Annotated in this window: 10 protein-coding genes; 5 read left to right on the top strand and 5 right to left on the bottom strand. The window is 70.9% G+C overall.

The window, feature by feature from the left end; all coding sequences use genetic code 11:
- Positions 1-7 precede the first annotated feature (7 nt).
- Genes murJ through JOD54_RS06310 form a run of 3 tightly spaced genes read right to left on the bottom strand, consistent with a single transcriptional unit; the run spans position 8 to position 4,412 of the window.
- A complete protein-coding gene (gene murJ, locus JOD54_RS06320; protein ID WP_204449637.1) occupies positions 8-1,642 on the bottom strand; it encodes a murein biosynthesis integral membrane protein MurJ in 1,635 nt (544 codons plus the stop codon).
- Positions 1,643-1,667: 25 nt separating this feature from the next.
- On the bottom strand, positions 1,668-3,842 hold the full coding sequence (locus JOD54_RS06315) for a DUF6049 family protein (protein WP_204449636.1): 2,175 nt from the start codon (positions 3,840-3,842) through the stop codon (positions 1,668-1,670).
- A gap of 21 nt (positions 3,843-3,863) precedes the next feature.
- Positions 3,864-4,412 (bottom strand): NUDIX hydrolase, encoded by a 549-nt coding sequence (locus tag JOD54_RS06310; RefSeq protein ID WP_204449635.1) that lies wholly within the window; start codon positions 4,410-4,412, stop codon positions 3,864-3,866.
- A gap of 81 nt (positions 4,413-4,493) precedes the next feature.
- On the opposite strand from JOD54_RS06310, the gene JOD54_RS06305 reads away from it, so the two are divergent.
- A complete protein-coding gene (locus tag JOD54_RS06305; RefSeq protein WP_204449634.1) occupies positions 4,494-5,996 on the top strand; it encodes a CCA tRNA nucleotidyltransferase in 1,503 nt (500 codons plus the stop codon).
- Here JOD54_RS06305 and JOD54_RS06300 read toward each other — a convergent pair.
- Positions 5,919-7,199, bottom strand: a complete 1,281-nt coding sequence (locus tag JOD54_RS06300; protein WP_372440270.1) for an MFS transporter — start codon at positions 7,197-7,199, stop codon at positions 5,919-5,921. The genes JOD54_RS06305 and JOD54_RS06300 overlap by 78 nt on opposite strands.
- Before the next feature lie 244 nt (positions 7,200-7,443).
- On the opposite strand from JOD54_RS06300, the gene JOD54_RS06295 reads away from it, so the two are divergent.
- On the top strand, positions 7,444-8,016 hold the full coding sequence (locus JOD54_RS06295; protein WP_204449633.1) for a YqgE/AlgH family protein: 573 nt from the start codon (positions 7,444-7,446) through the stop codon (positions 8,014-8,016).
- Positions 8,017-8,052: 36 nt separating this feature from the next.
- Positions 8,053-10,200, top strand: coding sequence for a hypothetical protein (locus JOD54_RS06290; protein WP_204449632.1), 2,148 nt, complete (start codon positions 8,053-8,055; stop codon positions 10,198-10,200).
- Here the strand turns inward: JOD54_RS06290 and JOD54_RS06285 are convergent.
- Positions 10,197-10,604, bottom strand: coding sequence for an SdpI family protein (locus JOD54_RS06285; protein WP_204449631.1), 408 nt, complete (start codon positions 10,602-10,604; stop codon positions 10,197-10,199). The two genes, JOD54_RS06290 and JOD54_RS06285, sit on opposite strands and share 4 nt — an antisense overlap.
- A gap of 66 nt (positions 10,605-10,670) precedes the next feature.
- Here JOD54_RS06285 and JOD54_RS06280 point away from each other — a divergent pair, with 66 nt between their 5' ends.
- Both JOD54_RS06280 and leuS read left to right on the top strand, forming a co-directional pair.
- The gene (locus JOD54_RS06280; RefSeq protein WP_204449630.1) at positions 10,671-11,786 is read left to right on the top strand and encodes an esterase-like activity of phytase family protein; all 1,116 of its coding nucleotides are present in this window, start codon (positions 10,671-10,673) and stop codon (positions 11,784-11,786) included.
- A 188-nt stretch (positions 11,787-11,974) separates the two neighbouring features.
- A complete protein-coding gene (leuS, locus tag JOD54_RS06275) occupies positions 11,975-14,776 on the top strand; it encodes a leucine--tRNA ligase (RefSeq protein ID WP_204449629.1) in 2,802 nt (933 codons plus the stop codon).
- Position 14,777 lies beyond the last annotated feature (1 nt).

Raw genomic sequence — 14,777 nt, 5'->3', positions numbered from 1 at the left:
GAGCGGGTCAGCCCCTGCGCACCAGTCGGGTGATTCGGCTGGTAGCGGGCTTCAACTCGGGCACCTTCAGCGCGACGAGCACACCGAAGGCGACCAGGCAGGCCACCGGGCCCAGCACGACCACGCTCACCCACGCGGTGACCAGGGAGTCCACCTCGGGCAGCAGGAGACTCAGCCCCCACGCCGCGCCCCCGCCGACCGCACCGGCGAGCACGCACACCGCGATCACCCTGACGATCTTCTTGCTGTGCAGGTTCCCCAACCGCACCCACAACCACATCTGGCCGAGCACCGCGCCGACCACGAAGGTCAGCGAGTTGACCAGCAGCACCCCGATGACCACCTGGTCCGGGCGGACCAGTGCGCCGCACATGTACAGCAGCGGGATCTTCACCACGGTCATCACGACCATGATCAGGGTCGGCGTCCGCGCGTCCTTCATCGCGTAGAACACCCGAAGCTGCAGCATCACCAGCGCGTAGGGCAGCAGGCCGAACGCGGAGAACGCCAGCGCGTGCCCGAGCCGCTGCGACTGCTCGATGCCCGCCTCGCCCGCGCCGAAGAGCGCGACACCGAGGGAAGCGCCGATGATGGTCAGCACCGCGCTGATCGGGATCAGCATCACCGCGGAGAGCCTGCTGCCGGTGGACAGGTCGTCGACCAGCTTCTGCGTGTCCCCGTCGGCGGCCGCCTTGCTCATCCTGGGCAGGATCGCCGTCAGCAGCGAGACCCCGATGACCCCGTACGGCAGCTGGAACAGCAACCAGGCGTTGGAGTAGATCGACACGCCGCCGGAGGCCGCGACGGTGAGCACCCGCTGGGTGATGACCATGCCGACCTGGCTGATCGCGACGTACCCCAGGATCCACAGCGCCAGCCCGCCGAACTCGCGCAGCCGGGCGTCGATCCCCCACGTCCAGCGGAACTTGAAGCCGATGCGGCGCAGCGCGGGCAGCAGCACCACCGCCTGCACGACGATGCCCAGTGTGGTGCCGATGCCCAGCACCAGCAGCTTCGGGTCACCCATCCGCACCGGGTCGAGCGAGATGTCGCCGGGCAGCGCCCAGTAGGTGACCAGCGTCGCAAGGATCACCAGGTTGTTGACCACCGGCGCCCACGCCGTCGGCCCGAACACGTGCTTGGCCTGCAGGATCGCCGACAGCAGCGCGAACAGGCCGTAGAACAGGATCTCCGGCAGCAACAGGTAGGCGAACGCGGTGACCAGCTCCGGGTTGGCCTTGCCGGTGGAGTCGTCGACGTAGACCGCGGTGAACAGCGGGGCGGCGGCGACCGCGAGCAGGGTGCCGACGGCCAGGCCGGTCAGCCCGACGGTGAGCAGCCGGTTGGTGTACTCGGCGCCGCCGTCGTCGTCGCTCTGCGAGCGGACCAGCAGCGGGACCACGATGCTGGCCAGCACCCCGCCGAGCAGCAGCTCGAAGATGATGTTGGGCAGCGTGTTGGCGATGGTGAACGAGTCGGTGGCGACGTTGATGCCGATCAGCCAGGCCATCACCATCTTCCAGCCGAACCCGGTGATCCGGCTGACCAGCGTGGCGATGGCCATCGACCCGCTCGCCTTGGCCAGCGACGGCGTCGACCCGCCCGCGGGTTCGCCCTTCGTCACAGTCGCCGTCCTGTCCATCCGCCCGTCCCTGCTGTGGTGCCGCTCAGAGTTCGCTCTCGGCAGCAGCCCTGGCCCGGCCTGCCGCGCGGATCCGGCGGAACAGCCGCAGACCCACCAGCAGCACCAGCACGCCCGCCGCCGTCGCCGTGACCGCGATGGTGATGCTGCCGTACGAGGTGGAGTTCAGTTCCAACCGGGACGACTTGCCGAGCAGGGTCCCACTGTCGGTGGTGAGCCAGATGGTGACGGTGAAGCGGCCGGACCGGGTGACCTCGGCGGGCAGGTAGCGCGGGATGCCCGCTTTGGCCGGGATGCGCACCACGACGGCCTCCTCGGGCCGCAGCCCGGGGGTGGCGCCGACGTTGATCTTCGCGCGGACGGTGACCGGCAGGCCGTTGGTGATGAACACCGGCAGCGGGCTGTCCTTGGACGCCAGCGACAGCGGACGGCCCGGGTCGGTCACCGACACCTGCGCGAGCAGGGCGTTGAGCTGGTCGGTCACCGCGGTGGTGGCCCGCTCCGCCCGCTCGGGGTCACCGCGCCAGGCACTGGACCCGGCCCTGACCAGGGCGTAGCGCATCGGCTTGATGAGGTCGGCCGGGTCGACCTGGCGGGTGTCGTCCTCGAACAGCACGTTCTCCACCAGGTCCCGCTGCACCGCGTCGACCTTGGCGATCTCGGCGGTCGTCGGGGCGGGCACCTCGGCCGCGCTGTCGGTCGCGGTGTAGTCCAGCGCGCCAGCCGTGCCGTTGTCGGGGCCGCTGACCAGGCCGTCGAGGCCGAGCGGGTCGATGAACCCCTGGCTCTCCAGCGACCACACGGTCCGCAGGAACACGGTCAGCTCGGCCGCGGTCGCGCTCCACCGGCGCGGCGGGGCGACCAGCACGCGCTGGCCGGGCGTGGTCTGGAAGCCGCCGCGGAAGACCAGCGTCGCCAGGCCGTTCTGGATCGACGAGGTCTTCACCCCGGAGTCGTCGACCGGGGTCTTCGGCGCGAGCGAGGAGGCCACGAGCTGGTCGTAGGGGATGGTGCGCAGGTTCGTGCCCAGCGTGTACGGGACCTCGCCCTTGGCGTCGCGGACCCTGGTCGCGTCGGCGATGACCGTGGTGCGCCCGGTGGCCGCGAGGGTCGCCAGGGTGCGGGCGTCGAGAGTGCCGCCGTCTGGCCAGACGGTGCTGGTCAGCGGCTTGGTGCCGAGGATGGCCTCGACCGAGGCGGTCTCGCCGAGCGCGATGTTGATCAGGCTGCCGGTGTTGGCCCTGGACAGGGCGGCCAGGTCGACGTCGGCGTAGGGCAGCGCGATCACGCACTGGCCGCGGGTCAGCTCCTTGACCCGGTCCAGCCACAGCTGCGCGGTCCTGGTGCCGCTGCCCTGGAACACCGAGCCGTCGGCCGCGCGCACCAGGTAACCCGACGACATCTCCACCACGGTGTCGAGCAGGTCCGGGTCGATGACGAAGCACAGGGACCGCAACGCGGACGCGTTCTCCGCCGCCGCGGTGCGCACGGTGTCGACCAGGGTGAACAGCCGCCCGCTCGACAGCGACGCGGCGAGGCCGTCGTCGGCGAAGACGGTGCGGCTGCCGTCGGTGGGCGTCTCGACCCGCCGCGGGCGCTCGTCGATCAGCGGCCACAACACGCCGAGCTGGGTGGGTTCCGCAGGCGGCACAGCGGCCCCGCCGCCGGGGACGGCGAGCACGGGCAGCAGCGTGCTCAGCGCACCCACCCGCTCCGCGCGGCCGTAGTCGGGCACCCCGTTGAAGTTGAGGACGAGCGGGTAGACGCCGCGCTTGTCCAGCTTGAGGGCGCCCTTTTCGGCGTTGACCGGCACGGTGATGGAGAACGGCGCGCTCTGCCCGCGGTCGAGGGCGTCGGTGATCGGCTGGAACGCCGAGCTGACCGGAGGCCTGCTCACCGCGTCGGTGCGCTGCGGGTCGTTGAGCGCAGCGCGCAGCCCCGCCTCGGTGTCGAGCGCCTCGCCGCGCTGTAAGCGGACCTCGATCTTGTCCACCCGGCGGTCACCCGAGTTGGTGATGCGGCCGCTGATGGTCACCGCCTGGGTGGTCGACTCCACCACCCGCGGTACGAGTTGGTCCAGGTCGACGCGCAGTCGCGTCGCCGCTTCCGCCGCGGCCGGGTGGCCGGTCAGCGGGGCGCCCAGCACAGCGCAGACGGCGGCCAGCGCCGCCAGACCGGCGCGGCGCAGTCGAGTGGTCACGGCTTCTCTCCAGCCATCGGGTCAGGCCCGTCCGACTTCAGGTAGGTCACGCTCGACCGGATCGGGTGAGAGCGGATGCTCGGAGAGTAGTTGCCTGGCTTTGCGGACCAGACGGCGCTCGTCGGCATAGGCGAGCCGGTCGTCCAACTCCTCGAGTGCCACCCACGCGACCTCGGTCACCTCCAGGTCCTCGTCGGACAGCTCGAAAGAATAGGCCCGCAGCAGGAAGTGGTGAACGGTTTTGTGGATCCGCTTGGTGCCGTCGGCGATGAACCAGTAGTCGATGGTGCCCAGCGGCCGGATCACCTCGCCGTCGATGCCGGTCTCCTCGGCGACCTCGCGCACCGCGGTCTGCTCCGGGGTCTCCCCCGGCTCGATGTGGCCCTTGGGCAACGACCACAGCAGACGGCCGCGCCGGTCCAGGCGCCCGATCAGCGCCACGGTGTCGGTGGCCGGGTCGATCACCAGCCCGCCTGCGGATGTCTCGTCGACGGTGGTCAACCGGCGGCCGCGTCGGCGGAACCGGCGCCCGGAACGGGCACCTCGGGACCTGCCGGACGACGGGGGCATGCCCGCGATGGTAGTGCGAACGGCGCAGCGGGGACGGGCGTGCGAGTCGGCGCCGCGGCACAACGGTTACGCTCGTCCATCGTGTCTCGAACGTCCGCCACCACCAATGCCGCGCGCAACGCCGTCGTCGAACTGCTGCGGGTCTCCCCGGTCGCCGACGACCTCGCCAGCCGGTTCGCCGCAGCCGGGCACCGGCTCTACCTGGTCGGCGGCAGCGTCCGCGACGCGATGCTCGGCAGGCTCGGCAACGACCTCGACTTCACCACCGACGCCCGCCCGCCGGAGATCATGAAGATCGTCACAGGCTGGGCGGACGCGATCTGGGACACCGGCATCGCGTTCGGCACGGTCGGGGCGGCCAAGCACGGCGCGCAGTGCGAGATCACCACGTTCCGCTCCGACGCCTACGACCGGGTCAGCCGCAACCCCGAGGTCCGCTTCGGCGACTCCATCGAGGCCGACCTGGTGCGCCGCGACTTCACCGTCAACGCGATGGCCATCGACCTGTCGACCAGGCAGTTCATCGACCCGCACGACGGGCTCGACGCGCTGGCCAACCGGGTGCTCGACACGCCTGCCACCCCGCAGGAGTCCTTCGCCGACGACCCGCTGCGGATGCTGCGCGCCGCGCGGTTCGTCAGCCAGCTCGGCTTCACCTGCGCGCCCCGGGTGCTCTCGGCGCTGCACGACATGGCTGGCGAGATCGAGCGGATCACCGCGGAGCGGGTGCAGGCGGAGCTGTCGAAGCTGCTGTGCGGCGCGCACCCCCGGCTCGGGGTCGAGTTGCTCGTCGACAGCGGGTTGGCCGCGCACGTGCTGCCCGAGGTGCCCGCGATGCGGTTGGAGATCGACGAGCACCACCAGCACAAGGACGTCTACGAGCACTCGCTCGTGGTGCTCGACCAGGCGATCGCGTTGGAGAAGGACGGCCCGGACCTGGTGCTGCGGTTGGCGGCGCTGTTGCACGACATCGGCAAGCCGGACACCCGCAGGCACGTGCCCGGCGGCGGGGTGAGCTTCCACCACCACGAGGTGGTCGGCGCCAAGCTGGTCCGAAAGCGCTTGCGGGCGTTGCGGTACTCGAAGGAGATCACCGAGGACGTCTCCCGGCTGGTGTTCCTGCACCTGCGGTTCCACGGCTACGGCAAGGGCGAGTGGACCGACTCGGCGGTCCGCCGCTACGTCACCGACGGCGGTGACCTGCTGCCCCGGCTGCACAAGCTGGTCCGGGCCGACTGCACCACCCGCAACCGGCGCAAGGCGGGCGCGCTGCAGCGCACCTACGACGGGCTCGAGGAGCGGATCGCCCGGATCGCCGCCGAGGAGGACCTGGCGCGGGTGCGGCCCGACCTCGACGGCAACGAGATCATGCGACTGCTCGACATCCCGCCGGGCCCACTGGTGGGCAAGGCGTGGTCGTTCCTCAAGGAACTGCGCCTGGACCAGGGGCCGCTGGAGTACGACGACGCGGTGGCCGCGCTGCGGTCCTGGGCCCGCACCCAGGGACTAGGAGCGGCTGGCGAGGGCGAAGCCGCCGAGTCCGACGAGGTAGCAGCCCCCGGCGGCGAGGATCAGCCCGGGTGACGCCCCGTCCGGGGCCACGACCAGGGCGGCGAGGGCAAGCGCGACGACCTGGGCCACGTTGACCAGCGTGTCGTAGAGGGCGAAGACCCGGCCGCGCAGCTCGTCGCCGATGTCGCGCTGCACGGCCGCGTCCACGCACAGCTTCACCAGCTGGCCCGCGAAGGAGATCAGCAGCGCGGCGATGAGCGTGGTCGGCATGGTCAGCGGCAGGCCGAACGCGACGATGGAAACGGCACCGAGCACCAGGCCCCCGGCCAGTGTCCGACGCCTGCCGACGGCGGCCACGATCCGCGCGGTGACCAGGCCCGCGAGCAGGATTCCCACCCCGACCAGGGCGATCACCTGGCTCAACCCGCCGAGACCCGCGGCGAAGCGGAACCGGGCGAGCAACACGGTCAGCAGCAACGCCACGCCGAACGCCATCCGGTGCGCGAGCAGGGCGACGAACCCGGCGAACACGGTGGGCGTCTTGATCGCGGCCCTGCCCCCGTCGAACAGGCCGCGGGCCACGGCGACCATGGTCTGCCGGGGTTCGTCGACCTCGTCCGGTCCGAGCGCGCCCTTGGCGAACCGGATCGCGAACCACGCCGACCCGGCGGACCCGAGGCACGCGACGGCCGTGGTGATCCCCGAGCCGATGTTGTCGTCACCGAAGACCGCGCGCAGCCCGACCGCGCACCCCGCGCCCAAGACGGCGATGACCGCGCCGAGCGTGGTCGCCAACGCGTTGGCCTCGATCAGGTTGCGGACGGGGACCACGTGCGGCAGCGCCGCAGAAAGACCCGAATTGATGAACCTGCTGACCCCGATGGCGACCAAGGCCAGCGTGAACAAGGTCGCCCCGCCCGCCCCCGCGCCGACCGCCACGGCAGCGGTCGCGATGAGCACCCCGCGCACGACGTTCGCGACGACCAAGACCCGGCGGCGGTCCCACCGGTCCAGCAGCGCACCCGCGAAGGGACCGATCAGCGAGTACGGCAGCAGCAGCGCGGTGAACCCGGCGGCGATCGCCAGCGGATCGGCCTCGCGCTCGGGGTTGAACAGGACCGCACCGGCGAGCCCGGCCTGGAAGAGACCGTCGCCCCACTGGGCGGAGAAGCGGGTGAACAGCAGCCTGCGGAACCCGTCACGGGTCAGCAAGGCCCGGGGCCCGATCCGCGTGTGGTGGGCCTCGTGCTCAGAGTCGGTTCGGGCCGTGCTCACGACGGCTGAGCCTATAGGGATGGGCGGCCCCCGAAAGGGCCGCCCATCCTGGCCGACACCCGGTCGCCTCACGGCGAGTTGCGCGACGTGGCTCCAGCCGAGCGGTATTCCACGAAGGCGGTTCTAGTTGAGCCCGGGGGACACGAAGGCGCCGACCGCTGTATCCAACGCGCGGACCGACCGGGATGTTCCCGGCTGGCAAGTCCGGTCCCGGCGGTCCCCCTCCGGATGGGATCATGTCACCGTGCCGTCCGATGTCGACGTCGAACCGGGGACGCTGCTGGTAGCGGCGCCCAGCCTGCTCGACAGCAACTTCCGCCGCACCGTGGTCTACGTGATCGATCACCGCGGCGAAGGCACGCTCGGCGTCGTGCTGAACCGGCCGAGTGACGTCCCGGTGGACGACGTGCTGCCGAACTGGGGCCCGCACGTCACCCAACCGGGTGCCGTTTACGTCGGCGGCCCGGTCGAGCAGAAGACGGCCCTGTGCCTGGCCGCCATGCGCACCGGCGTCGCCGTCGACGGCGTCCGCGGCCTGATCGGCGTCCGCGGTCCGGTCGCCCTGGTCGACCTCGACGCCGACCCCGACGCCTTGGCCCCGAAGTTCCGCGGCCTCCGGGTCTTCGCCGGCTACTCCGGCTGGGACGTGGGCCAGTTGGCAGGCGAGATCGACCGAGGCGACTGGATCGTCGTCCCCGCCCTCCCCGGCGACGTCGTGGCCCCCGCCGACGAAGATCTCTGGGGTCGGGTCCTGCGCCGCCAGGGCATGCCACTCGCGTTGCTGGCCACACATCCCGGTGACGTCCGGGAGAACTGACGTCACGCCAGACCGGCGGTGATCGACACTGCCGGTGTGGCCGATCTCGGTGAACTGACCCCGTACGAGCAGGTGGTCGTCGACGCCGCGCGCAGTGGGGCGGAGGTCGATTCGGCAGTCGGTGAGGTGCGGGCAGAGCTGATCAGGCAGTTGCTGCTGGGAGTACACGGCGATCTTGACCCACGGGGCGTCCGCGTCGTCGGCGCCACGGTCGTCGGGATGCTGGACCTGGACTACGTCACGGCCCGCACCCGATTGGTGCTCCGCGACTGCCTGATCGCGGGAGGGATCTCGTGCAGGCACGCCCGGCTGGGGGAGATCGACCTCGGTGACAGCCGCTTGGCGGGTTTACGGGCCGAGGGCCTACACACCGACGGCAACCTGTTCCTGCGCGACATCGTGATCGACACCCGCGGCCTGGCTGGAGCGGTGAACCTGATCGACGCCCACATCGGTGGGCAACTGCTGCTCGAACGCGCCACCATCACCAACGCCACCGGACCTGCGGTGCAGGCCTTCGCGATGCGCGTCGACAGCACCGCGGTCCTGACCGGCGCGAGACTCACAGGAGCTGGTCAGGTCGGGGCCGTGCGCATGAGGGCCGCGAGGATCGGCGGTGAGCTCGGCCTCGACGACGCCAGCGTCACCAACAGCAGTGGGCCCGCAGTGGATCTCGAAGCCTCGCACGTAGGCGGCCACGTGTTCCTCAGGAAAGCCACGATGATGGGTTCAGGTGAGGCTGCGGCCGTGCGAATGATGGCAGCCACGCTCGGCGGTGGGCTCGAACTCAACAACTCCACCGTCACGAACAGCAGCGGGCCCGCACTGCACTTGGAGCGCATGCACTGCAGCGGCGACGTGTTCCTCAGAGAAGCCAGGGTGACAGGTTCGGGCGGGCTGGGGGCCGTGCGGATGATGGCGGCGACGATCGGCATTTCGCTCGTGCTTGACCGCCTCACGGCCACCAACCATGGTGGGCCCGCACTGCATTTCGATAGCTTGCGTGTTGGCAACAACTTGTTCCTCAGGCAGGCCGCGGTAACCGGCTCGGGTGAGTTGGGGGCCGCACGGATGCTCGACGCCCAAGTCGGCGGTGCGCTCAACCTGGTGGGCGCGACCATCCGCAACGAAAGCGGCCCGGCACTGTCGGCAGACCGGATTCGGACCGGGAACAACCTGTACTTCACCGATGTCACCGCCGTCGGCCACGGCGTCCTCGGGGCGATTCGCCTGCATGACGCCCACATCACCGGTGAGTTCAACTCCTCCGGCTTGCAGGTCACCAATGACGACGGCACGGCTGTGAACGGCGACCGCCTTCACGTGGGAGGCCACCTCTCGCTGCGTGGGGCCAACCTCACCGGGAGGGGCGAGCGGGCCGCGCTGTGGTTGCTCGGCGCGACCATCGGTGGGCAGGTGGACATGCACGGTCTGCGGATCGAGAACGGGCGCGGACCGCTCGTGTTGTTCCTTGAGGCGCAGGTCAAGGGCACGTTGGGGCTGCCGCTCGCTGTGGTGTGCCCGAGCGAGGAGGACGGTCGCCGGTCGTGTCCGAACGCGGGCAGGCAGTTGGACGTTCGGGAGTTCGTCTTCGCCACGTTGGGATTGATGTCCTGGCGGCAGTGGTTGCACGTGTTGGTTCACCACACCGGGAGCTACTCGCCCCAGCCGTACCAGCAGCTCGCCGCTGTCGAACGGCTCGCGGGGCATGACAGCAACGCGCGCCAAGTGCTCATCGCGCAGCAGGAGGACTTGAGGCGACGCGCGCCGGAGGCGCTTGGTGGGCGGTTCGCGCGGTGGCGGCACTGGTTGTGGGGGTGGCTGGGGAACTACGGGTACCGCGCCCACCGGCTCGTGACCGTCTTGGTCGCTGTTCTCGCGTTGGCCGGTGCCGCTGGGTATGTGGCGGGGCAGGTCAGTACGCGGCCGGGGCACTTGGCGGCCGAGCGGGTCCTGCCCGCCAATGCTGGGGTGCCGTGTTCGACCGCGGAGTTGATCGGTCTTGGCATCGACCGCGGGTTGCCGCTCGGTGCCACGGGGCTGCGGGCGCGCTGCGACCTGGCCACCGATACGCGCTGGGGGCAGCTGTTCACCTACGTGCTGTGGGTGCTCCAGGCGCTGGTGTGGGGACTGGCCACGCTCGCCGTCGCTGCCTATACAGGGCTGGTGCGCAAGCCGACCTAAGAGCGGGTCAGCACGTCACATGTGCCGCACTGGCAGCCCGCGCAGCCTGCGGGCACCGCGGGCTTGGGCTCCGGGACGGCCTCTGCGGCCCGGTTGCCCAGGACGCCCGCGGCGAGGGTGATCACGGCGAGGCCGATCACCGCGATGACCGAGACCGTCAGTACCGCGGCCGTGCTCTCCAGGGCGAACCCGGCCGCGGCGCCGAGGACGCCGACCAGGCCCGCGACCAGGGTGGGCAGGCCCGCGACCTTGTTGGCGGTGCGGAACGCCTCGGGGCTGCGCAGGCTCGCGGGGGTGCGGACACCGCCGAAGCGGTTGCGCGGGAGGCGCTCGGTGAGGCCGAGGAAACCCAGGACGAGGAGCGGGAGGCCGGCCACCAGGGGCGCGAGCGGCACGAGGTTCACGTCCAGATGGTAAGAGGTCGTCGGATCGCCACTCGGCGGACACCCTGGTGCGGTGTGCTACCCGTCATGTCTCGCGCCTCAGCTGCTCTCTGTGCCGCCGCCGTCGCGGCCGCTGTGCTCGCCGTGCCCGCGGCGGCCCACCCGCAGAAGGTCCGCCTGATCGGTGAGCGGACCGTCCCCAACGCGCTGGTCTTCCAGGGCACCACGGTCGGCGGCCTGTCCGGCATCGACCGCGACCCGCGCACCGGCGGGTACGTCCTGATCAGCGACGACCGCTCGGACCGGCAGCCCGCCCGGTTCTACACCGCCCGCATCGACGTCACCGCGACCGGCATCGGCCCGGTCGAGTTCACCGGCACCAGCCCGCTGCTGCGCCCCGACGGCAAGACCTACCCGCCGCTGTCGACCGGGGACGGCACCACCGTGGACCCCGAGGACATCCGGGTCGACCCGTGGACCGGCGACTACACCTGGAGCCAGGAGGGCGAGCGCCGCCCGAACCTGCTCATCGACCCCTCGATCCGCACCGCCAAGCGCGACGGCCGCTTCGCCCGCGAGCTGCCGCTGCCCGCGAACCTCAAGATGACCGCCGACCGGGGGCCGCGGCAGAACCTGGTCCTGGAGGGCCTGACCTACGCCGCCGCGGGTGCCCTGGTCGTCTCCACCGTCGAGGGCCCGCTGCTGCAGGACGGCCCGGACGCCACGACCGAGCGCGGCGCGTTGACCCGGATCGTGGTGCAGACCCGGGCGGGCCACCAGCTCGCGCAGTACGCCTACCCGGAGGAGCCGGTGTTCGCCAAGCCGAACCCGTCGACCGGGTTCGCCTCCACCGGGGTCACCTCGATCCTGGCGGTCGACCCGCTGGACCCGACCCGGTTCCTGGTCGTGGAGCGCTCGTTCGTGACCGGTGTCGGCAACAAGGTCCGCGTCTTCGAGGTCGACACGACCGGCGCGACCAACGTGGCCAACCGCGACCTGGCCGACCCGAGCGGGGTGCGGCCGGTGCGCAAGCGGCTGCTGGTCGACCTGGCCGACCTCGGCCTGTCCACTGTGGACAACATCGAGGGCATCACGTGGGGTCCCCGGCTGCGCACCGGCGAGCGGTCGTTGCTGCTGGTCAGCGACGACAACTTCAGCGCGACCCAGGTCACCCAGGTGGTGGCGCTCGCGGTCCGGCTCTAGCGCGTCGGCGAAACGACGTGGACCGGGTGGGGTAAACTCGCACCATGAGCACAGCCCGCCTGCTCCTTAGTCAGCCGCGCTGACCACCTCGGTGGTGAGCGCGGCAACCCTCCATGCCCATCGGGCCTGGGGGGTTTTCGCTTTCTTGGACAGGACCGGGACTAGAGCGCGAGAGGGACGTTTCCACCATGAGTGACGAGCAGCCGGGCCACCGGTACACCGCGGCGCTGGCCGGTCGCATCGAGCGGCGCTGGCAGGACCACTGGGAGCAGCACGGCACCTACCACGCGCCGAACCCGGTCGGGCCGCTGGCGGGCCCGGTGCCCGAGGACAAGCTGTTCGTGCAGGACATGTTCCCGTACCCCTCCGGCGCCGGGCTGCACGTCGGTCACCCGTTGGGGTTCATCGGCACCGACGTGTTCGCCCGCTACCACCGGATGAACGGCCGCAACGTCCTGCACACCATGGGCTTCGACGCCTTCGGCCTGCCCGCCGAGCAGCACGCGGTGTCCACCGGGCAGCACCCGCGCAAGACCACCGACGAGAACATCAGCACCTACCTGCGCCAGATCCGCCGCCTGGGCCTGGGCCACGACGAGCGCCGCCGGATCTCCACCATCGACCCGGAGTACTACCGCTGGACGCAGTGGATCTTCCTGCGCATCTTCAACTCCTGGTACGACGCCGACGCGGGCAAGGCGCGGCCGATCGACGAGCTGGTGGCCCAGTTCGACTCCGGTGAGCGGCCGACCCCGGACGGGCGGCCGTGGGCGGAGCTGTCGCACGCCGAGCGCCAAGGCGTGCTGAACGAGCACCGGCTGGTGTACCTGTCCGACGCGCCGGTGAACTGGGTGCCCGGCCTGGGCACGGTGATCTCCAACGAGGAGGTCACCGCGGACGGGCGCAGCGAGCGCGGCAACTTCCCGGTGTTCCGCCGGAACCTGCGCCAGTGGATGATGCGGATCACCGCCTACGCCGACCGGCTGATCGACGACCTGGACCGGCTGGACTGGCCGGACAAGGTCAAGGCCATGCAGCGCAACTGGATCGGCCGCTCGCACGGCGCCCGGGTCCGGTTCGCGGTCGGCGAGCGCGGCATCGAGGTGTTCACCACCCGGCCGGACACGCTGTTCGGCGCCACCTACATGGTGCTGGCCCCGGAGCACCCGCTGGTCGACGAGATCGCCGCGGCCGAGTGGCCGTCCGATGTGGACAGCCGGTGGACCGCGGGGGCGGCGACCCCCGGTGCGGCGATCGCGGCGTACCGGCACGCGGCGTCGATGAAGTCGGACCTGGACCGCCAGGAGAACAAGGAGAAGACCGGCGTCTTCACCGGCGCGTACGCGACCAACCCGGTCAACGGCGCCCAGGTGCCGGTGTTCATCGCCGACTACGTGCTGATGGGCTACGGCACCGGCGCGATCATGGCCGTCCCCGGCCAGGACCAGCGCGACTGGGACTTCGCGACCGCGTTCGGCCTGCCGGTGATCCGCACCGTCGAGCCGACCGAGGGCTTCGAGGGTGAGGCGTTCACCGGCGAGGGTCCGGCGATCAACTCCGGGTTCCTGGACGGGCTGGGCATCGCCGAGGCGAAGGCGCGGATCATCGGCTGGCTGGAGGAGCAGGGCCACGGCCACGGCACCATCCAGTACAAGCTGCGCGACTGGCTGTTCTCCCGCCAGCGGTACTGGGGCGAGCCGTTCCCGGTGGTCTACGACGCGGACGGCACTGCCATCGCGCTGCCGGAGAGCATGCTGCCGATCGAGCTGCCCGAGGTCGACGACTACTCGCCCAGGACGTTCGACCCCGAGGACGCCGACACCGTCCCGTCGCCGCCGCTGTCGCGCGCGGGCGACTGGGTCGAGGTCGAGTTGGACCTGGGCGACGGCCCCAAGACCTACCGCCGCGACACCAACACCATGCCCAACTGGGCCGGGTCGTGCTGGTACCAGCTGCGCTACGTCGACCCGACCGACGGCGCCCGGTTCGTCGAGCCGGAGAACGAGCGCTACTGGCTGGGCCCGCGCTCCCCCGGCGACCCCGGCGGCGTCGACCTGTACATCGGCGGCGTCGAGCACGCCGTGCTGCACCTGCTGTACGCGCGGTTCTGGCAGAAGGTGCTGTTCGACCTGGGCGAGGTCTCCGGCGAGGAGCCCTATAGGCGGCTGTTCAACCAGGGGTACATCCAGGCGTTCGCCTACACCGACGAGCGCGGCGTGTACGTCGACGCCTCGGCGGTTGTCGAGAAGGACGGCAAGTTCTTCTACGACGGCAAGGAAGTCCGCCAGGAGTACGGGAAGATGGGTAAGAGCCTGCGCAACGTCGTCACGCCGGACGAGATGTGCGAGACCTACGGCGCCGACACCTTCCGCCTGTACGAGATGTCGATGGGCCCTATGGACGTCTCGCGGCCATGGGCGACCAAGGACGTCGTTGGCGCGCAGCGGTTCCTGCAGCGCGTATGGCGCAACCTGGTCGACGAGGAGACCGGTGAGCTGCGGGTCAGCGAGGACGAGCCGGACGAGACCACGCTGCGCGCGCTGCACAAGGCGATCGCCGGGGTGCACGAGGACTACGCGAACCTGCGCTACAACACCGCGGGCGCCAAGCTGATCGAGCTGAACAACTACGTCACCAAGACCTTCCCCGACGGTGCGCCGCGGGCGGTCGCGGTGCCGCTGGTGCAGATGCTGGCGCCGCTGTGCCCGCACATCGCCGAGGAGCTGTGGGCGAAGCTGGGCGGGGTCGAGTCGCTGGCGCACGGGCCGTTCCCCATCGCCGTCGACCGCTACCTGGTCGAGGACACCGTGGAGTACCCGGTCCAGGTCAACGGCAAGGTCCGCGGCCGGGTGACGGTGGCGGCGGGTGCGTCGCAGGACGAGGTGAAGGCGGCCGCGCTGGCCGACGAGAAGGTGGCCGCGGCCGTTGGTGGTGCCAAGCCGAAGAAGTTCATCGTGGTGCCGGGGCGGCTGGTGAACATCGTCGTCTAGA

This window comes from Actinokineospora baliensis (assembly GCF_016907695.1).
Lineage (GTDB): Bacteria > Actinomycetota > Actinomycetes > Mycobacteriales > Pseudonocardiaceae > Actinokineospora > Actinokineospora baliensis.
The sequence above is the reverse complement of the archived record's forward strand: the minus strand, read 5'-3'. Positions and strand labels throughout refer to the sequence as shown.